Raw genomic sequence first — 19,268 nt, forward strand, 5'->3', positions numbered from 1 at the left:
GCCGCGACGCCGCGCGCGGACTCACAACCACAGCGGCCGGTTCCGGTCGCTGTCTCTGGCGAGCTGGCTCGATTTCGCATAGGCCGGGCTTGCGCTGAGCTCCATCGCGGCGCCCATGGCCTCGGCCAGCTCCGCCTCGGACGCACCCGCGGCGCGGACCGCGATCGTGTGGAGCGTGATGGAACTGGCGCACCCGTGCGACACGGCAATGGCCAACGCCATGAACTCGCGGGTCCTGGCATCCAGCAGGCCTGGGGCACGCAGCGGCGCAAGCGCCGTTCCGACTGCGCCGACAGCGCGGCCGCCATCGATCGCGTGGTCGTCGCCACCACGCCGCCCTCGCAGGAACTGTGCAATCCAGGATGCGGCCATCATGCGTGCCTCAGAGAACGGGTGCTCGCTCGGTGGCCAGCTCGGATTCGTTGGAGTAGCCGGAGATGAAGTGCTTGCGGGTGCTGGTCTGCGCGTCGAACACGTGGCGCGAGATCCGGCCGATGTTCCCGCCGTAGACGTGGATGCTGATCGAGACGCGGTCCTCGTAGAGGTTGGACACGCGGTGGATGTCGCCGGTCGAAGGTGCGATGCTTTCGACGATCCCCGGCGACAGCTCTTCCGTACCGGCTGCGAGCATCGGTGTTCCCTCCGCGCTCAGGCGGAAGTTCTCGGCCTTCTCGCCGCCGCGCAGCATGCCGATGATGGCCCAGACCGTGTGGTTGTGGATCGGCGTCTTCTGGCCGGGGCCCCACACGAAGCTGACCACGGAGAAGCGGTCCCGCGGGTCGGCGTGCAGCAGGTACTGCTGGTAGTACTGCGGGTGCGGCTGCGCGTAGCGCTCAGGCAGCCAGTCGTCGGCGTGGACCAGCGCGCCGAGGATCTTGCGCCCCTCCGGAAGGATCACTGATTCGTCGCCGTCGGTGGAATCGATCAGCTTGGTGAAGTCGCGCACGAACTGCTGGAAGCGTTCCGAGGGGATGTTCATCGTCTACCTTTGTCTCAATGTCGGGGCTGTGCGCCGCTCCTGTGTGCAGCGTTGGCCCCATCGTCTCGGCCGTGGCGAAGCGCCTGCCGGTTCGATGGAGATGCTATGGGTAGGGGTCTTCACGCTCAAATGAAGAAAACTTCAAGTGGTCGCCCTGGGACACGCAATCGGATACATCTCTCACCAGCCAGGAGGGCTGGGCGCGCGAGCAGTAGGTCGAACACGTGCATTGCCGGGCGATCGTCCATCGCGTCGTTACCGCTCACGCGCAGACGCGTGGAGATCCACGCTCGCCGGTCGCTCAGAACAGGAGCCGGAACTCATCCAACGCCCGCCCCTCCGTCATGGTCCGGATGACCGGGGGAAGCTTGGGCAACTCCGGGAGCCACGACACGCTGAGCACCTTCACACCGTCCTTGTTGCGCACAACCTCGATGTTCAGCGCCGGGCGCTGCATGATGCCGGCACCCCATACGCAGTCGGAAAGGACAAGGTCGAAGCCGCTCTCCTCCAGCCGCCAGGCGCCGTTCGCGTCCGAGTCGCGCGCGGTGAACTTGCCCTTCGCCCGCACGCGCTGGGGTAGCGAAGCGACGGCCCATTGGGCGATTGCAGTCTGATCGACGAGCTTCATGATTGGTGTTTCGGCAAGGTGGAATCAAAGGCCTGCAAGCGCGCGCGAAGCCGCGGGTTCAGGCGGAGGGTGTTGGGACGCGCGCCTTTGCCCTCCACGGCGCGGGGCACCGCGGAGCTTGGCTGCTGTCGGAGGCGCGAGCCGCCAGGCGCGTTCAGGCCCCTGGTGTCCGTGGCATCCTGTCGATCCTTGCGCTGTTCCGCAGCGCCGGCGCAGTGCGCGTCAGCTGTTCACGAGCCTGATCGCGAGCATCTCGCCAGCGACGCAAACTTCGCCATTGGCACTCAGCTCCAGCCCGATCAAGGCCTTGCGGCCAACCAGAGAAAGGAGCGTCCCCTTGAGCTGCAGTTCGGGGCCGAGCGGCGTAGGCCGCTTGAAGTTGACGTTCAGCGATGCCGTCACGAACCGTGGCAGCTGCGGGCACGCAGCGCCGTTGTCCCGCTCGGACCTCTGGCAGAAAGCAGCGGCCGAGGCCGTTCCATGGCAGTCCAGCAGCGCCGCGATCAGCCCCCCGTACACGTTGTCCGCGATGCCGCTCGAGTACTTGGCCTCAGGAACGAAGGTGGCGACCGTCTCGCTGCCCTTCAGGTAGCTGCGCAGCCGATGTCCATGGGGGTTCGCCGAACCGCATCCGAAGCAGTGGGAGAACAGCGGCGCATAAGCGTCCTGGATTGCGTTCAAGGTCATGGAGGTCCTGGTCGGCGCGGCGCAGGCCGGGCAGAAGCCCCGGTCAGCTCGAACCGCATTTACTGGACGGCATCGTATGCATCAGCCCGCTCACGTTCAATTGAATCTGGATTCAACCATCGTTCGCCACGCTGCTGAATTTCGGAACTGCATCCACCACAGTCGAAGGGATGGCGTGCTACTCTGCCGACCCCTGCAATACAACCACGGACATCATGGACCGGACCTTGCTGAAAGGGCTGGCGGTTCTGGAGGCGCTGGCAGATCTGGGTAGCGATGCCCGCACGATCGCCGATGTGGCCCAGCACACGGGATTGAGCCACAGCAACGCGCATCGAACGCTGCAAACGCTCATCCACGCCGGCTATGTCGAGCGCGAAGAGACGCGTGGCTATCGGGGAACGATGAAGATGTTCGCCCTCGGCGTGCGCCAGTTGGGTCGGCGCGACATCCGGCGCCTGGCGCAACCGCACATGGCCAGGCTCGCCGAGGAAACAGGCCACGCCGTCCATCTCTCGGTGCTGGACGGCGCGGAGGTGATCTACATCGACAAGGTCGAAGGCGCCCAACCCATCAGTGCCTACTCGCATGTCGGCGGCAGGGCACCCGCGCATGCCGTCGCGACAGGCAAGGCACTTCTGGCCGGAGGCGGTGCGGCAGCCGCCAGCGCCCTGCCCTCGCGGTTGACCCAATTCACCGCCTCGACGATCGTCGTTCGCGACGAACTGCAGGTCGAGCTGGAGAACGCGAGCCGCAGCGGCTACGCCGTGAACCGGGGCGAGTGGCGCGAAGATGTGGGTGGCATTGCGTCACCGATCTTCACCGGCCTGGCCCGCCCCATCGCTGCGCTCGGCATCTCGGGCCCGACCGCGCGGCTCTCGCCCGTGCAGGTGCGCCGGTTTGCACCGCGCATCATGGCCATGGCGCGCGAGTTGTCCATCGCACTGGGCTACTCGCCGGGCGATCCATTGCGCGCCTGCAGCACTGGCTACCGGCCCTGCGCGTAGCGCACCAGGCGTTCCTTCAGACCGGGGCTGGCCGCAGATCGTGCGAGCGCGGCAAGGTCCGCGTCGCCATGCAGCGGGCTCAGCACGCCGTAGAGCTCGGCGCGCGCCTGGTCGTCCAGGATGCTCGCCGTCTGGATGGCAGAGGCGATGACGCTCTCACGCTCCGGTTCGGAAATGATTCGGTGGGCGAAGCCCATTCGCACGGCCGTGGCCGCGTCGAAGCTCTCCACGCGCTCGAGCACTGAGCGCGCCTGCTCGCGGCCCACGATCTCCCCGAAGCGTCGGGTGCCCAGCACCACGCCGAACTTCAGGCCGGGCATGCGGAAGGTGGCGTCGGCAACGATGCAGCGCTGCCTGCAGACAGCGACGAGATCCACCCCGGCGCCGTAGACCTTGCCCTGTGCAAGCGCAACGGTCAGCGCCGGTGACTGCGCGACTGCCTGCAGCAGGGTTTCGATGCGAACGAAGCGCAACAGCAGGTCGCCGTCCGACTGCTCCTCGATGTCGCCCAGGTCGAAGCCCGCACAGAAGCTGCGCCCTGCTCCCTGGAGAACCAGCACCTTCGGCCGACAGGCATTGATCTCCTGCACCGCGCGGATCAGCGAGTCGACGATTGAAGCATTCAACGCATTGAGCTTGGTCGGGCGGCTCAGCGTCAGCGCCCACACGTCACCGCACCGCGCTGCCTCGAGCTCCTCGCTGCTGAGGTCATCGACACGTTCGAAGGACATGGCCGTCAGCGACTCGTGTGCGTGTTGCCGAGCTCGCCGAGCACTTCATCGGTGTGCTGGCCCAGCGTCGGTGGCGCCCGGCGCACGCCCTGCACCGCGCCGCCGATCCGGATCGGGGAGACGAACGTCTTGGTGCTCACGCCATTCGGAAGCGTGAGCGGCTGGACCCACTGCATGTGCTGGACCTGCGGATCCTGGAGGACTTCGGAATACGAATTGATGGGCGCGCACGGGACGCCTGCGTCCCTGAACCGCGCGAGCCAGGTCGCGGTGTCTTCTTGCGCGAAGACCGCCTCGAGGATCTCAAGAAGCGCCTGCTGGTGCGAGGCACGCAGCGTCGGGGTCGCAAAGCGGTTGTCCTCGAGCAGCTCGGGCCGGCCGACAACCTCGCAGACCGACGCCCAAAGCGCGTTGTTGCCGGCGGCGAGTCCGAAGTGTCCGTCGCGCGAGCGGAACACCCTGTAGGGCGCGTTGCGCGGATGCGCCGAGCCCAAAGGCTTCGGATCGATCCCACTGCCAAAGTACTCCGACGTCTGCAGCGCCGAGATGCCCAGAGTGGCCCCCAGCATCGGCACATCGATGTGCGTGCCCGTTCCAGACTTCGCCACCTCGCGGAGCGCCGCAGCGATATAGAACGCAGCGTACAGGCCTGCCGAGAAGTCGGCGAGCGGTACGCCGCACTTCACAGGGGCGCCGCCCGGCTCTCCGGTCACGCTCATGATCCCGCTCATCGCCTGCACGGTCAGGTCGAATCCGCCCTCGCCCGAGCGCGGGCCGGTCTGTCCGTAAGCGGAGATCGAGCAGTAGACGAGGCGCGGGTTCAGCGCGGACAGGTCGGCGTACCCGACACCCAGCCGGTCCATCACGCCTGGCCGGTTGTTCTCGACCAGGACGTCCGCATCGACAACTAAACGTCGGAACAGCGCGACATGCTCGGCGTCCTTGAGGTCGAGTGCGACCGAACGCTTGTTGCGGTTGAGCGAAGCGAAGTTCTCGCTGAACCCCTGCGTGATCGGCGGCCAGCTGCGCAGCGTGTCGCCGCCTTGCGGGTGTTCGACCTTGATCAGGTCTGCTCCCTGATCGGCAAGCAACATGCCGCAGAACGGGCCTGCGGCAACGTTGCACACCTCGATGACTTTGACTCCCTCGAGCGGGAGGTGGCTGGACATGCGAATCTCCTTGTCGGCATATGCACGGCATGAACTCGGCGAGCAGGCGGGCCCGCCAAGTCTGCGGCGCGCGCAGCGTAGCACCGGCTGCTCGGAGTCAACAAGTTTCTCTCGGAGATTCCCAATAGTTGGGAACTGTTCGGCATGTCAGCCCTGCGCGTACCCCGGCATTCGTGCCATCGACCGGCCCCATTGGTCGGCCAGATCCAGGAACCGCTTCAGCCCGCGAGTGGCGTGCTTGTTCCGGTGGGTGACGACGTAGCATTGACGGGACATCCTGGGGATCTCCGTCCGAAGAATGCAAAGCCTTCCACTGGCAACCGCGCTGTCCACCACCCAGCGCGAGAGGCAGGCGACTCCGATGCCTTCCGCCGCGGCACCGACAATCGCCTCCGAGCTCCCCAGCACCAGGCTGCTGCCGTAGCGCCGCACATAGGGGAGCAGCAACTGGTCGGTCACTTCGCGGGTGCCGGACCCCTTTTCGCGCAGCAACCATCGCAGGCCGGCCAGAGCCCCTGAGGACACGGGTTCAGGCTGCTCGCCGGCCAGCGTCGGCGACGCGACGAGAACGAGTTCGTCCTGCAACCAAGGCGTCTCGACGAGATCGTCATTGCCGGACGGCCCCTCCACGAGCCCGGCGTCCAACGCAAAGCTCGCCACTTCATCGCAGATGGCCTCCGTGTTGCCGATGCGCACCGTCGCGCTGGCGGACGCGGACCGCGCGCCGAACTCGCCGCCGCCGAGCAACATCGGCAGCATGCGCGGGATGACATGGTTGCCGATGGTGGTGCTCGCCCCAAGACGCAGCGACGTCATCGCGTCCGGATCGACCGCCAACCTCTCGATCTCGGCCGCGCCATCGATCTGCGCCAGGGCCAACGGCAACAAGGCCCGGCCGTTCTCGTTCAGGTACAGCCGCTTTCCAGTGCGGTCGAACAGTTGAACCGCAAGCAGGCGCTCCAGTTCGTTGACAGCGGAGCTGGTGGCGGACTGGGAAAGCGCCACGGCCTGCGCCGCTGCGTTCGTGCTGCCAGACTGGGCAACGGCGACGAAGATCTGCAGCTGTCGCAGGGTCAGGCGAAGGGGGTTCAAGACGATGGTCTCCTATCGAACGAATCGCTAAGCACTACCGAGACAAGACGTTGGACGCGCGAGCGGGGGCGCCAAAGAATTTGGCGCAACGCTTCTCAACTTCGCCCCACGCACACCATGTCCTCAACCCCAGCCGGCGCATCGGCGCTCGGATCCGCCAATGCTCCCACGCGGCTCTTCGCCGGCGTCCTTCTCTCGGCGGCGTTGGCCGCCGCGGCCATGTCCGTCAGCCAAGCTAAATGGATGCAGAGCCACGGCTTCAGCGCTCTCACGCTGGCCATCGTCTTCGGGATGCTCGTCGGCAACTTCATGCCGGGTGCCTGGCACGGCAGCGTCGGCGCAGGCATCAACTTCTCCAAGCAGCGCCTGCTGCGCCTGGGCATCATCCTGTACGGCTTTCGCCTCACGCTCCAGGATGTCGGCCATGTGGGCCTCGCTGGCGTCCTGATCGACGCAGCGGTGCTGGTCTCGACGTTCCTGCTGGCCTGCTACGCGGGCGCCAGATGGTTCGGACTCGACCCGAAGACCTCGATGTTGATCGGCGTCGGCAGCTCGGTCTGCGGCGCCGCTGCGGTGATCGGTGCCGAGGCTGTGGTGAAGGCGCGCGCGGAGCAGGTCGCCGTCGCGATCGCGACGGTGGTCGTCTTCGGAACCATCGCGATCTTCATGTATCCGCTGCTCTACACGCTGAATGCCGACCTGCACCTGATCCCTGGCGGCATGCTGGGCTTCGGCATCTACACGGGATCGACGGTGCACGAAGTGGCGCAGGTCGTCGCGATCGGCAAGACCATCGGGGCCGAGGCGGCCGACACCGCCGTGATCTCCAAGATGGTCCGCGTGATGATGCTGGCGCCGTTCCTGATGTGCATCGCTGCGTGGTTGGCACGCCAGCAACGCCAGGGCGCGGCCACCGCAGGCCGTCAGAAGCTCGCGAGCATCATTCCATGGTTCGCGGTCGGCTTCGTCCTGGTCGTCCTCTTCAACTCCTTCGGCATGGTCCCGACCTCGGCGTCCAAGGCCATCGAGACCTTCGACACCATCGTGCTGGCGATGGCAATGGCCGCGCTGGGTGTCTCCACACGCGTCAGCGCCTTGCGGCAGGCCGGCCTCAAGCCACTTCTGCTCGCGCTGGTCCTGTTCATCTGGCTCGTCATCGGCGGCGGCCTGATCAACCGCCTCGTGATGACAAGCCTTGCCTGAGCGCAAGCCGAAACAGCCAGCACGCCGCACCTTCGCCGGTGCACCAGCACGGCGTGCCACGAGCGCGCGGACCAGGTCACCCAGCCTCCCGCGCTCGCGACGCGGTGGCGCTCCCAGGGGTTGGCGGCGTCGCCGGCCACCCGCAGTCATCTTTGTCGGGCGCAGCGAAGACCGTCGCGGCCCGCGCCGGACCGTCCGTGCGTGCAGCCAACCCGCCGCCCGGCCGATGTTGCAGTCGGAGGCCAAGGGGTCACAGGTCCATGCGCATCTCGTGCCAGGTGATGCCTGCGAGATCGGAGGCCGAGAGCTTCGCGTAGCTGAAGCCGAGGCGGCAATACAGGTCGACGTAGCGCTCCTTGCACATGAGATGGATAGATCGCTTGCCTCTCTCGCGCATGGCCTTCACGAAGGCGTCCATCAGGGGGATGGAGAACCCCGCCCCCTGGCGCAGCGGGTCGATGGCCACCGACATGATCACGACGTGGGGCGCCTGGGGGTCGTGCCCCTTGAGCTCCTTGAACGAGTTGTCCGCCAGCACGACCTCGTTCGCGCAGCCACTGTTGATGAAGCCCACGACCTCATCGCCGAACTGCATCAGCAGGAAGCCCTCGGGATACTCGGCAATGCGCTTGGCAATCTTCTCCCGGCTTGCGGCCTCGTCGCCCTCGTACGCACGGAACTCGATCTCGTGGCATCGATCCACATCCGAGGGCGTCGCAAACCTGAACGTTGGAGCATGCATCTGTCTGAACCTCACTGTGCCGGCGCATTCGGTGCCGACTCTTGGCATGCTAGCCTGAGCCCGCCTTCCTCGGCCACTTCTGTCCCTGCATCGGGGACCCGGACGGGGCGCCGGGTGTGCAGGTCTGGGCCACGGACACGCCATGGACAGAGCCTCTCTGGCGGCCAAGGCCCGTCGACGGATGCGTCCTTCGCCCAAGCCACAACCTTGCGCACGCGCTTCACGACCGCATGTGCGTCCCCGAGATGATCACACCAGGAACGAACAAACCAATGCAATCCCGTCCGACCGAATTCTCCCGTCGTCACCTGATCTGCGCCAGCGGAGCTGCGCTTGGGCTCTTCGCAGGCCGGACGCCGGCCAGCCAACCGGCAGTGGACGACGCTTCGGTCCTCTGGAGCGACCTGGAGAAGGCGCCGTGGATCTCCGGCGGCGGCGCGGCCGCGCAACGCATCGTGTATGTGTTCAGCGATCCGAACTGCATCTGGTGCCATCGCTTCTGGGAAGCCTCGCGGCCCTGGGTCGATGCCGGCAAGGTGCAGCTGCGCTATCTCATCGTGGGCCTGGTGCGGCCGGACAGCGCGCGCAAGGCCGCAGCGATCCTCGGTGCCAAGGATCCGGCACAGGCCATCCAGGACCACGAGAAGGCGTACGACCGTGGCGGCGTCTCGCCCCTGCCCGCCGTGCCCGAGAACACGGCCAGAACCTTGGAGAACAATCTGCGCCTGATGCGTTCGATCGGCTTCCGTGGAACGCCTGCCCTGGTCTACCGCGATGCGCGCGGAGAGGTCACGGCCATGGCTGGATTTCCCAAAACGGAGGACGGCCTGGCTTCGGTGTTGGGCAAACGCTGATCGCCGGCCGTCCGGTCCCGCGGCAGCCATGCGGCGCGCGGGACGCGGCTCGGTCACGCGGCTCAGTCGATCGTGATCTTCGCGCTTCGGGCGAGTTCGCCCCAGCGGCTGACTTCGTCGACGGTCAGCTTCTTCAGCTCGGCAGGCGTACCTCCGCCGGCATCCGCACCAAGCTTGACCCAACGCTCCACGAAAGCCTTGTCCTTGAACGCGTTGTTGATCGCCAGGTTGAGGCGATCGACGACCGCCTGCGGCGTCTTCGCGGGAGCGTAGAGACCGTACCAGCTGGTGGCGTCGTAGTTCGGGGCACCGCTCTCGGCGATGGTCGGCACCTGGGGAAGGTGCGGTGAGCGCGCCTTCGCCGTGACCGCGATCGCACGCACATTGCCCGCGTTGATGTGCTGCAGCGCGGAAGGCATGGTTTCGAACATGAGCGCCACATTTCCGGAGATCACGTCCACCATGGCCGGGCTGGATCCGCGGTATGGCACATGCGTCATCTGGGTGCCGGTGGCGTTCTTGAAGTACTCGGCCATCAGGTGCTGCATCGTGCCGGCGCCCGGGGTCGCGTAGCTGTACCGTTGGGGCTCGGCCTTGAGCAAGGCCACGAGCTCGCGCACGTTCTTGGCAGGCAGCGCGTTGTTGATGATCAAAGCGTGGTTCACGCGGCCGAGGAACCCGATCGGCGTGAGGTCGCGGATGTCGTAGCCGAGCTTGGGATACACGGACTGCGCGATCGCGTGGTGCACGGCGCCGAAGAGAACCGTGTAGCCGTCGGGCTTGGCCTTGGATGCCACGTCCGCACCAATCGTACCGCCCGCGCCGCCTCGGTTCTCCACGATCACCGACTGGCCGAGATCGCGCTGCAGACGTTCGGCAAGCGCCCTCGAAAGGATGTCCACCGTTCCACCCGGGGCATAGGGCGCGATCAGGCGAATGACCTGGTTGGGGTACTCGGACTGGGCCAGTGCCGAGACCCAGGGAATGCCGGCCATGGCTGCGGCCGTGCACAGAGTTCTTCGATTCATGTTGTCTCCTCTTGATCGGATCGGCACCGAGGGGCCTGGGGCCCTCGGCGCCGGACCAGGACTTAGCCTGCGAGCTTGGAGAAGCCGTCGCGGGTCTGGGGCAGCTTCATGTCCAGGACCTTGGAAGCCACTTGCGTGCGCAGGATCTGCGCGGTGCCGCCGGCGATCGTGAACATGCGCGCGTCGCGCACATGGCGCTCCATCGGGTTGTGGCGACCGTAGCCCGACGAGCCGTAGAACTGCAGGGCGTCGTTCGTCACCTTGTTCGCCGTCTCGGCCGCATAGATCTTCGCGCGCGCAGCCTTGTCGATGTCCGGAAAGTCCTCGCCGCTGGTGGCGGCCTGGCGCAGCAGCAGGCGCGCGGCTTCCAGTTGCACCGACATGTCGGCAACCATCCATTGCAGGCCCTGGAACTCGGCGATGGGACGGCCGAACTGCTGGCGGCTCTTCAGATAGGCCACGCCCTCCTCGAATGCGCCCTGGGCGATGCCGAGGGCCACCGTGCCGGCGCCGACGCGCTGCGCGTTGTAGGCCGTCATCAGCGAGGCGAAGCCGCGGCGCAGGCCACCCGGCGGCACGACGAGCATGGACTTGTGAATCTTCAGGTCACGGAATTCCATGTGCGTCTCGGGGATGCCGCGCACGCCCATGGCGTACAGGCGGCGACCGATCACCAGTTGCTCGGGCTTTTCGTTCTCGCGCACGCAGATGAACGCGCCGATGCCTTGGTCCACGCCGTCGTCGAAGACGCGCGCGAAGATCAGGTGCAGCTTGGAGACGCCGCCGCCTGTGATCCAGTACTTCTCGCCGTTGAGGATGTAGTCGTCGCCGCGGCGGTCCGCGCGCGTGGTCATCTCGCTGGCAGCGCTGCCGGCATTGGGCTCGGAGATGCAGATGGCTGGCTTGTCGCCATTGAGCACCAGCTCGGCCGCGATCTTCAGCTGTTCCGGGGTTCCGTACTTCGCGATGGCGCCGATCGCGCCCATGTTCGCTTCGACGGTGATGCGGCCCATGGTCGCGCAGACCTTGGCCATCTCCTCGATCACGATGACCGCGTCCAGGTAGCTCAGACCCTGGCCGCCGATGCTCTTGGGCAGCGTCATGCCCATGAAGCCTTCCTTGCGGAGCAGCTCGATGTTGGCCCAGGGGTACTCCTCGGAGCGATCGGTCTGGGCGGCGGTCGGGGCGAACTTGCTCTGGGCCAGTTCACGTGCGCGGGCTTGCAGCTCGCGCTGCGCGGGGGTGATGTCGTACATGGAAGTTCCTCTCGTGTCAGTGGTCGTTAAGCCAGTCGTGTCGCACTTGGCCGGCGTGCTCGTCCAAGCGCGGCGGTGGAAAGCGGTACGAAGGCGGGGTGCGGGAGAGCTTGAGCGGATTGGCGAGCAAGCTGATCTGGCCGCCCTGCGCCCACTCGCAGTCCATCGTCAGCTCGGCTCCGCGGGCGCGGACATGGGGATCGTTGAACACGGCCCGCAGATCGTTCACAGGGCCGCAGGGCACGTTCACGCGTTCGAGCGCCTCCAGCCAGAAGCCACGCGGCCTCTTCTTGAGCTGGGCCTCGACGAGCTCGCACACGGTCACGCGGTTCTGGATGCGCAGCACGTTCGTCGCGAAGCGCGGATCGGCGGCGACCTCGGGGATCTCCGCCACGGCACAGAAGCGCTGGAACTGGGCGTCGTTGCCCACGGCGAGGATCATGGGATCGTCCTGCGTGGAGAACACCTGGTACGGCACGATGTTCGGATGGCCGTTGCCGAGCCGTGTCGGCACTTCCCGGTCGGCCAGGTAGTTCGTCCCGGCGTTCACGAGCCAGGCGATCTGCGTGTCGAGCAGCGAGATGTCGATGTGCTGGCCCTTGCCGCTGGCTGCGCGCTCGTGCAGCGCGGCCAGGATGCCGACAGCCGCGTACATGCCGGTCATGACGTCGGCGATGCCGACACCGACCTTCATCGGCCGGCCATCCGGCTCGCCGGTCAGGCTCATGATGCCGCCCATCCCCTGGATGAGGAAGTCATAGCCGGGGCGCGACGCGTAGGGACCGGTCTGACCGAACCCCGTCACGGAACAGTAGATCAGCCTGGGATAGCGCTCCTTGAGCTGCTCGTACGACAGTCCGTACTTGGCCAGGGAGCCGACCTTGTAGTTCTCGATCAGGACGTCCGCCTTGTCGATAAGGCGATGCAGGAGCTCCATGCCCTCCGCACTTGCCATGTCGATCGCGATCGACCGCTTGTTGCGGTTCGCGGACAGGTAGTAGGCGCTCTCGTCGGTTGCCTGCCCCTGTGCGTCTCGCACGTACGGCGGGCCCCACTTGCGGGTGTCGTCGCCCTCGCCGGGCTTCTCCACCTTGACGACGTCTGCGCCCAGGTCGCCGAGCAGTTGCGTGGCGCTCGGCCCCGCGAGGATGCGGGAAAGATCCAGCACGCGCAAGCCTGCAAGCGCGCCCGGGGTCAAGCCGTTCATGTAGTCTCCTTTAGACGTGGGATCGCGACGTGTCGAGGCTCCGACAGCCGCTCCTGGGAAGTTGGTGCAGTCCGGGTCATGGTCCGTGTGAAGTTGTCGGATGAGTCTAGAATTCACAAACTTCATGATCAATTGAAGCTTTTTTCAATCTCGCGCACCCGCAACCATGACCGAATCCAATGCTGGCGGGCCCACCCTGCGGCAACTTGAACTGCTGCTGATGCTGGTTTCCGCCGAAGGCATCGCCAGTGCGGGCGCGCGCTTGGGCATGACCGCTTCGGCAACCAGCCACGCCTTGCGGGCGCTGGAGTCGGCGCTTGGCACCGACGTCGTCGACCGAAGTGCCGGCAGCGTGCGGCTGACGCCGACCGGCGAGGCCATCCTTCCCCACGTGCGCGACGTCTTCGCCTCGCTGCAGATCATCAAGGCGACTGCAAGCGCTGGCGCGAACCTGCAGAGCGGGTTGTTGACGGTCGGCTCCCACGGCGCGAGTTCGTCCCTCAACGTCCTGCCTCCGATCCTGGAGAAGTTCAAGCAGCGCTATCCGGGAATCGATGTCTTCGTTACAGAGAAGCCCGACGTCGAGATCGAACGCGATCTGGTCGAGCGGCGCATCGAGGTCGGCGTCGTGGCCTTGCCCAAGATCGACCTGGACACGCAGATGCTTGCCGTGGACGAGCTGCTCGCCGTCCTGCCGCCCCTGCACCCTCTGGCAGCGCTCGAGACGATCCCGGTCAAGGCGTTGGCCGAGTACCCGTTCGTGATGACGCACGCCGGCTCGCAGCCGGTGATCGCGAAGATGTTCGCCCAGGCAGGCGTCAAGCCCAAGATCGTCCACGACCTCACGCAGATCCTGTCGATCCTGGAGTTCGTCAAGCGCGGACAGGGCATCTCGGTGCTGGCCTCGTTGGTCCTTCCGCTGGACTACAAGGGCGTCGTGTACCGACGCATCCGCCCGACCTCGACGCGCCGTGTCGGCTTGGCGTGCCTGGACGAGCGCAAGCTCTCGCCGGTCGCGCGCGCATTGTGGAACCAGGTCCGCGAAGCCAACGCAAAGGGCTTGTCGGCCAAGCCGGAGGCGCACGTACGCGCCCTGGTGGCGCTCGGCTGAGGCGGCGCCCTCGCGCGGTCCAGCGCAGAGCACATCGAGCGCCGGACCTCCTCGAAACCAAGGCACGCGCAACCACGAGCCTCGACGCGTTGGCCCCGCCACGGACTGGCTGGCGCTTTCAGCGCTGCACGAAGAGTTCTGTGAGCAACGATCCCCGCGTCCTAGAATTCTCGGCCCGCGGCGAACAGGTTCGACGCTCTTCGTCGTGCTGCCGCGCTCACTGACTCCCGTGCCTACTCCGTCTCCCTCCACTTGCATTGATCTCGAGTCCATCGTGCTCGAGCGAGGTGGCCAGCTGCTGTTCGACAAGCTCACGCTGCGCCTGCACGAACCGCGTATCGGCCTCATCGGCGACAACGGCGCCGGCAAGAGCAGCCTGCTGCGTCTGATCGCTGGCCTCGAGCAGCCGCAGAGCGGCACGGTGCGCGTACACGGCCTCGACGCGCGTCGCGAGCGGGCCGCCCTGCCGCGCCAGGTGGGCCTGATGTTCCAGAATCCCGATGACCAGATCATCTGCCCCACCGTCGAAGAAGAGGTCGGCTTCACGCTCAGCGCACAGGGCGTGCCGCGCAGGCAAGCTCGCCAGCAGGCGCGCGACTTCCTGCAGGCGCGCGGGCTTGGGCATTGGAGCGAGCGTGCGATCGCGGAATTGAGCCAGGGGCAACGCCAGCAGGTCTGCCTGCTCGCGCTGCAGATCGGCCGCCCGGCCACGCTGCTGCTCGACGAGCCGTTCGCCAGCCTGGACCTGCCGAGCCAGTACCGGCTCTCGCACCAGATCCTCGCAGGCGCGCAACAGCTGGTGTTCTCCACCCACGTGCTCGACCAGGTGCGCGGCTTCGAACGCGTGCTCTGGTTGGACCGGGGCCGGGTGCGCGAAGACGGGCCCGGGCACGAGGTCTGTGACGCCTACCGCGCCGATGTCCAACGCCGCGCGGACGCAATGCCGGCCTGCATGGACGCGCTCCCGTGCTGAGCCTCTATGCCGCGCAGAAGACCTGGCTGCACCGCGTGGCGGCCGGCCCAAAGCTCGCGTCGCTGTGCGTGCTCGGCACCGGACTGCTGCTGGTGGGCGATCTGCGCTGGCTGCTCGGCGGCTGCGCCATGGTGCTGGCCTTGTTCGTCTCGTTGGGCAGGCCGGCGTGGCGCGCGCTGCCCCGGCTGCGCGCTGTCGTTGTCATGGCCGTCCTGATTGCTGCATTCCACGCATGGGTCGGGTCTCCGGCGCTGGGCGTCGTCAGCGCATTGCGTCTCGTCACGGGGATCCTGCTGGCCACGATGCTCACGCTGACCACACGCTTCGACGACCTGCTCGATGTGCTGGAGTCGCTGCTGCGGCCATTGCAGGCGCTCGGCATCCCGACCGGCCGCCTCGCCCTGGCGCTCGCCCTCGTTCTGCGCTTCATCGATGTCTTCCATGGCCAGTGGCAGCGCCTGGACGACGCGCACCGCGCGCGCACCGGCCGCGGCGGCGGGCTGCGGCTGCTCGCCCCGCTCACCCTGCGCACGCTACAGACAGCAGACCGCGTCGCCGACGCGCTGGCAGCGCGGCTCGGGCGCTAGGGCCCGCACATCCCGCACATCCCGCACGCTCCCCGACCGCTCTCCCCCTCTCCCCTTCACCCTTCGATTCCATGACCATGCCATCCTCCCAACCCGAACGATCGCCCCGCTCCATCGCCCACATCGCGTTGTTCGCAGCCCTGATCGCGGTGATGGGAATGATCCCCAAGCTGGACCTGCCATTCGGCGTGCCGATCACGCTGCAGACCCTGGGCGTCATGATGGCGGGCTGCCTCCTCGGCGCGCGGCGCGGCTTCCTCGCCGTGTGCCTGCTGCTGCTCCTGGTCGCCCTTGGCCTGCCGCTGTTGGCCGGTGGCCGTGGCGGGTTCGGGGCATTCGTTTCGCCCGCGGCCGGTTTCCTGGTCGGCTGGCCCTTCGGTGCCCTGGTGGCGGGCCTGGTGATGCGCCGGCTGTCGCACCTGCAGGGGCGTGCTCTGCTCGGAGCGGCCTTCGTGGCCTCGCTGCTCGGCGGCATCGTGGTCGTCTACGGCTTCGGCATCGTTGGCCTCACGCTGATCGCCAAGCTCACGTTGTCGCAGGCCGCGCTGGCCAGTGCGGCCTTCATCCCCGGCGACCTGGTCAAGTGCGCGTTGTGTGCCGTCGTCGTGCAGACCGTGGTGCGTGGCCTGCCGCATTGGCGCTTGGCCCGCTGAGGAACACCCGACATGCACAGCAACCACGCACGGGACGGGGCGACCGATGAAGCTGCGAGCGGGGGCGCGCCCCCGCGCTCCAGCCTTCCCTGCTGGGACACCGTGCACGCGCCGCTGGCCTACTGGGCAGCGCACAAGCCCGACGCTCTGGCCATCTCCGATGGCGCGCAGCGCCTGGACTTCGCAGAACTCGCACGCAGAGTCCGAGCGGATCCGCGCGCGGCGCCGACTGACGGCAGCAGCCCGCTGCCCGCATGGGTCGACGACGCGCTGGCGCCCGGCGCACAGCTGATGCAATTCCTCGCGGTGCTGACAGCCGGCAACGCCGCGGTCGTGGGCGACCCAGATTGGTCCGCCCAGGTGCGTCGCGAGGTCGAGGAACGTCTCGCCATGACCGGTGTGTCGGCGCTGCCGCACGATGCCTTCTACGTGGGGTTCACTTCCGGCAGCACCGGTCTGCCCAAGGGTTTCGTGCGCAGCCACACATCGTGGACGAGCAGCTTCGAGGCTTGCATCGACGCCTTCGGGCCCGCGGCCCGCACGCCTCTGCTCGCACCGGGCCGGCTCTCCCATTCGCTGTTTCTGTTCGGAGCGCTGCTTGGCATCTGGTCCGGGGCCGGGGTCCATCTGCAGCAGCGCTTCTCCGCCAGCGCCGCCTTGCACACGCTGGCCAGCGGAGCCGCACAAAGCCTCGTGGCCGTGCCCAGTCAGCTGATTCTCATGCTGGAGCAGGCGCGCCGGCATGGTCCTCTTCCGATCGCATCGACACAGCTGGTCATGGTCAGTGGTGCGCCCTGGCCGCGCGCGCGCACGCCGCAGTTGCGCCAGCTGTTCCCCAACGCACGCATCGTCGAGTTCTACGGCGCCTCCGAGACCAGTTTCATCGCCTGGACCGACAGCCACGCCGAGCTGCCCGCGAGTGCCGTGGGCAGGCCGTTCGCGAACGTGGAGCTGCGCATCGTGCCCACCCATACCGATACCGGTACCGAGAGCGCCGAGTCCGGCGCGGCGCAGCCAGGACGGATCTACGTGCGAAGCCCGATGGGGTTCAGCGACTATGTCACGCCGGTGCCGACGCAAGGCCCCGGGGCACTGCTACGTGACGGCGACTGGCTGTCGGTGGGCGACATGGGCCATCTGGACGACCAGGGCCTGCTGCACCTGGCTGGCCGCCAGCAACGGATGTTCGTGGTGCAGGGCAAGAACCTGTTCCCAGAGGAGGTGGAGAGCGTCCTGGCCGAACACCCGTCGGTCGCATCCGTCTCGGTGCAGGCCGTCGGCGACGCGGTGCGCGGCCTGCGCACCGTCGCCGTGCTCGAGCTCGAAGCCACGGTCGACCGCGCCACGCTGGTGGACTGGTGCCGCGCGCGGCTAGAGCCGTACAAGACACCGCGCCGTTTCTACGTCTGCGCGCAGTGGCCACGAACGGCCAGCGGCAAGACCGACCATGGCGCGCTCGCGCGTCAGCTGGCGGGCGCCGCCGATGGCCGCTCCGCCTGGCGCATGCTTGCCTGGCGCCAGAGCTGAACATGGCACCGGAAGCTCCCGTGCTCCTGGGCTGGGCGCGCAGTGCCGTGCAGCCCCGCGGCGCTGGCCTGGCGCAGCTGGCGGCCCATGAGATCGGGGCGCCCGTCGTGCAAGCACTGCTGGCGCGCAGCGGCATCGCCGCAGAGGCTGTCGACGGCCTGGTCTGCGGCAATGGGCTAGGCGCCGGAGGCAATCCGGCCCGGATGGTGGCACTGGCGGCCGGGCTGCCCGACCGGGTCGCGGCGTTTTCCGTCGACACACAGTGCTGCTCGGGCCTCGACGCCGTGGCCTTGGGCGCCGGCCTGATTGCGAGCGGCCAGGCCCAACTGGTCGTGGCGGGTGGTGCCGAGGCATGGAGCCGTGCGCCGATCCGGCAGCACCGCCCGCGCGAGGCCGGCGCGCTGCCTGTCGCCTACGAGCGGCCCGCATTCGCCCCCGATCCGGCGCGCGACCCAGATCTCGCGCAGGCGGCGGCCGAGCATGCCTTCCAAGCGGCGATCTCGCGAACCGCGCAGGACGCGTTCGCCATCCTGAGCCACGCCCGCACGCTAGCGGCACATGCCCTCCTCGCGGAGGAGATCGTCCCGATCGGCACGGCCACACACGACAGCTACGCACGGGCGTTGACGGTTGAGCGTGTCGCACGCATGCCGGTCGAGGCGTTCGCGGCCGCCTCGGCTGGCCAGTCCGGCGACACCCGCAGCTGCGCCGTCAGCCGGCTGTCGATCTCGCCGCAGGCGGACGGCGCAGCCTTCGTCCTGCTGGCCTCGCAGCGCGCGGCGGCCACATTCGGATGCGAGGCCAGGCTGCGTTGGTGCGGTGGACTTGCGCTCGGCACGGCGCCGGAGATGCCGCTGCTGGCCGCCGGCCACGCGGCGCAGGCCTTGCTGCAGCGGCACGGACTACGGCCCGATGCGCTGTGGGGCGTGGAGCTGCACGATGCCTTCGCCGTGCAGGCACTTGCGTTCGCGGCAGCACTGGCCATCGCACCCGAGCGCCTGAACCGCGGCGGCGGCGGGATCGCCCGTGGACATCCGATCGGCGCTTCCGGTGCGATCAGCCTGGTGCGCCTGCTGGCCGACATGGCGCGCGAAGCTCCCACGGGCGCGCGGGGGCTGGCGGCCGTTGCGGCCGCCGGCGGGCTGGGCTCGGCGGCTTTGATCGAGAAGCTGTGAGCCCTCCAGGGCAGAATCAGCTCACCACGCGCAGGTACTCGCCCACCTCGCGCCGCGCCGTCCGCACGGCATTCTCTGGCGCGGTTGGATCGGCGTAGCCAACGGCCAGGCCGCAAACGACTGCCTGACCGGCATCCAGTCCCAGCGCCTCGCGGGCGATGTCTGGATAGGACGCGATCGCGCCGATCGCGCAACTGCCCAGACCGCGCGCTGCGGCGGCCAGCATGAAGCCATACAGGCACATGCCCAGGTCCATGTAGCAGCCGCTGCCCATGCGTGCGTCGATGGTCACCAGCACGGCGACGGGCGCGTCGAAGAAGCGGAAGTTGCGTTCGAACTGGGCCTGCCGCGCGGCCTTGTCGTCGCGCGCGGCGCCCAGAGCGCCGTACAAGGCCTGCGCGGCAGCCACCTGGCGACGGCGCAGAACCATCGGCATCGGAACTGGGAAATAGCTGTAGTCCTCGCGCGCGGGCACTCCGTCGCGGTAGGCCTGGACGAGCGCACCCGACAAGCGCTGGCGCGCGGAGCCGACGACCTGGATGAACTCACCGGGCTGCAGGTTGGCACCGCTCGGCGCGCACCGGGCTTCCTGCAGCATCTGCCCAATCCAGTCCTGCGGCACCTCCTGCTGCGCGAAGCGGCGAGTCGAGGCGCGT

General features: G+C 67.6%; 21 protein-coding genes. 9 read left to right on the forward strand and 12 right to left on the reverse strand.

Annotated features, from left to right (window positions below):
- Positions 1–21: 21 nt before the first annotated feature.
- The 4 genes from DES41_RS23585 to DES41_RS23600 form a co-directional block, all read right to left on the reverse strand.
- Positions 22–372, reverse strand: coding sequence for a carboxymuconolactone decarboxylase family protein (locus DES41_RS23585; protein ID WP_211333061.1), 351 nt, complete (start codon positions 370–372; stop codon positions 22–24).
- 10 nt (positions 373–382) lie between these two features.
- Positions 383–979, reverse strand: coding sequence for a cysteine dioxygenase family protein (locus DES41_RS23590; RefSeq protein WP_114470117.1), 597 nt, complete (start codon positions 977–979; stop codon positions 383–385).
- A 301-nt stretch (positions 980–1,280) separates the two neighbouring features.
- On the reverse strand, positions 1,281–1,610 hold the full coding sequence (locus DES41_RS23595) for a hypothetical protein (protein ID WP_114470118.1): 330 nt from the start codon (positions 1,608–1,610) through the stop codon (positions 1,281–1,283).
- 222 nt (positions 1,611–1,832) lie between these two features.
- The gene (locus tag DES41_RS23600; protein ID WP_114470119.1) at positions 1,833–2,297 is read right to left on the reverse strand and encodes a PaaI family thioesterase; all 465 of its coding nucleotides are present in this window, start codon (positions 2,295–2,297) and stop codon (positions 1,833–1,835) included.
- 215 nt (positions 2,298–2,512) lie between these two features.
- On the opposite strand from DES41_RS23600, the gene DES41_RS23605 reads away from it, so the two are divergent.
- Positions 2,513–3,304 carry an IclR family transcriptional regulator gene (locus DES41_RS23605; RefSeq protein WP_114470120.1) on the forward strand — a complete coding sequence of 264 codons (792 nt, stop codon included), beginning with the start codon at positions 2,513–2,515 and terminating at the stop codon, positions 3,302–3,304.
- On the opposite strand, the gene DES41_RS23610 is transcribed toward DES41_RS23605, so the two are convergent.
- The 3 genes from DES41_RS23610 to DES41_RS23620 form a co-directional block, all read right to left on the reverse strand.
- A complete protein-coding gene (locus tag DES41_RS23610; RefSeq protein WP_114470121.1) occupies positions 3,286–4,035 on the reverse strand; it encodes an enoyl-CoA hydratase/isomerase family protein in 750 nt (249 codons plus the stop codon). The genes DES41_RS23605 and DES41_RS23610 overlap by 19 nt on opposite strands.
- Before the next feature lie 5 nt (positions 4,036–4,040).
- Positions 4,041–5,204 carry a CaiB/BaiF CoA transferase family protein gene (locus tag DES41_RS23615; protein ID WP_114470122.1) on the reverse strand — a complete coding sequence of 388 codons (1,164 nt, stop codon included), beginning with the start codon at positions 5,202–5,204 and terminating at the stop codon, positions 4,041–4,043.
- A 147-nt stretch (positions 5,205–5,351) separates the two neighbouring features.
- Entirely contained in the window at positions 5,352–6,296 is a 945-nt protein-coding gene (locus tag DES41_RS23620) for a LysR substrate-binding domain-containing protein (RefSeq protein ID WP_114470123.1), read from the reverse strand.
- A 117-nt stretch (positions 6,297–6,413) separates the two neighbouring features.
- Here DES41_RS23620 and DES41_RS23625 point away from each other — a divergent pair, with 117 nt between their 5' ends.
- Positions 6,414–7,499, forward strand: a complete 1,086-nt coding sequence (locus DES41_RS23625; protein WP_114470124.1) for a YeiH family protein — start codon at positions 6,414–6,416, stop codon at positions 7,497–7,499.
- 250 nt (positions 7,500–7,749) lie between these two features.
- Here DES41_RS23625 and DES41_RS23630 read toward each other — a convergent pair whose 3' ends face one another.
- Complete coding sequence (locus DES41_RS23630) at positions 7,750–8,241, reverse strand: GNAT family N-acetyltransferase (protein ID WP_114470125.1); 492 nt, start codon at positions 8,239–8,241, stop codon at positions 7,750–7,752.
- 230 nt (positions 8,242–8,471) lie between these two features.
- Here DES41_RS23630 and dsbG point away from each other — a divergent pair, with 230 nt between their 5' ends.
- Positions 8,472–9,095, forward strand: coding sequence for a thiol:disulfide interchange protein DsbG (gene dsbG, locus DES41_RS23635; RefSeq protein WP_245965850.1), 624 nt, complete (start codon positions 8,472–8,474; stop codon positions 9,093–9,095).
- 62 nt (positions 9,096–9,157) lie between these two features.
- Here dsbG and DES41_RS23640 read toward each other — a convergent pair whose 3' ends face one another.
- The 3 genes from DES41_RS23640 to DES41_RS23650 form a co-directional block, all read right to left on the reverse strand.
- The gene (locus tag DES41_RS23640) at positions 9,158–10,123 is read right to left on the reverse strand and encodes a Bug family tripartite tricarboxylate transporter substrate binding protein (protein WP_114470127.1); all 966 of its coding nucleotides are present in this window, start codon (positions 10,121–10,123) and stop codon (positions 9,158–9,160) included.
- A gap of 62 nt (positions 10,124–10,185) precedes the next feature.
- Positions 10,186–11,379, reverse strand: coding sequence for a 3-sulfinopropanoyl-CoA desulfinase (gene acdA / locus DES41_RS23645; RefSeq protein WP_114470128.1), 1,194 nt, complete (start codon positions 11,377–11,379; stop codon positions 10,186–10,188).
- Positions 11,380–11,395: 16 nt separating this feature from the next.
- The gene (locus DES41_RS23650) at positions 11,396–12,586 is read right to left on the reverse strand and encodes a CaiB/BaiF CoA transferase family protein (RefSeq protein ID WP_114470129.1); all 1,191 of its coding nucleotides are present in this window, start codon (positions 12,584–12,586) and stop codon (positions 11,396–11,398) included.
- A gap of 166 nt (positions 12,587–12,752) precedes the next feature.
- Here DES41_RS23650 and DES41_RS23655 point away from each other — a divergent pair, with 166 nt between their 5' ends.
- The 6 genes from DES41_RS23655 (at position 12,753) to DES41_RS23680 (ending at position 18,612) form a co-directional block, all read left to right on the forward strand.
- Positions 12,753–13,697: a LysR family transcriptional regulator gene (locus tag DES41_RS23655; protein WP_114470130.1), complete on the forward strand. Its 945-nt coding sequence runs from the start codon at positions 12,753–12,755 to the stop codon at positions 13,695–13,697.
- A 208-nt stretch (positions 13,698–13,905) separates the two neighbouring features.
- The gene (locus DES41_RS23660; protein WP_425466392.1) at positions 13,906–14,670 is read left to right on the forward strand and encodes an energy-coupling factor ABC transporter ATP-binding protein; all 765 of its coding nucleotides are present in this window, start codon (positions 13,906–13,908) and stop codon (positions 14,668–14,670) included.
- The gene (locus tag DES41_RS23665; RefSeq protein WP_114470131.1) at positions 14,664–15,257 is read left to right on the forward strand and encodes an energy-coupling factor transporter transmembrane component T family protein; all 594 of its coding nucleotides are present in this window, start codon (positions 14,664–14,666) and stop codon (positions 15,255–15,257) included. The genes DES41_RS23660 and DES41_RS23665 overlap by 7 nt, the downstream gene beginning before the upstream one ends.
- A gap of 71 nt (positions 15,258–15,328) precedes the next feature.
- Positions 15,329–15,910 carry a biotin transporter BioY gene (locus DES41_RS23670; protein ID WP_114470132.1) on the forward strand — a complete coding sequence of 194 codons (582 nt, stop codon included), beginning with the start codon at positions 15,329–15,331 and terminating at the stop codon, positions 15,908–15,910.
- A 12-nt stretch (positions 15,911–15,922) separates the two neighbouring features.
- Complete coding sequence (locus DES41_RS23675) at positions 15,923–17,437, forward strand: AMP-binding protein (RefSeq protein WP_114470133.1); 1,515 nt, start codon at positions 15,923–15,925, stop codon at positions 17,435–17,437.
- A 2-nt stretch (positions 17,438–17,439) separates the two neighbouring features.
- A complete protein-coding gene (locus tag DES41_RS23680; RefSeq protein WP_114470134.1) occupies positions 17,440–18,612 on the forward strand; it encodes an acetyl-CoA C-acyltransferase in 1,173 nt (390 codons plus the stop codon).
- Positions 18,613–18,628: 16 nt separating this feature from the next.
- Here DES41_RS23680 and DES41_RS23685 read toward each other — a convergent pair.
- A partial coding sequence (locus DES41_RS23685; protein WP_425466388.1) for a nitroreductase occupies positions 18,629–19,268 on the reverse strand: 640 nt, incomplete at its 5' end.

Source organism: Pseudorhodoferax soli, from assembly GCF_003337555.1.
Classification (GTDB): domain Bacteria; phylum Pseudomonadota; class Gammaproteobacteria; order Burkholderiales; family Burkholderiaceae_C; genus Pseudorhodoferax; species Pseudorhodoferax soli.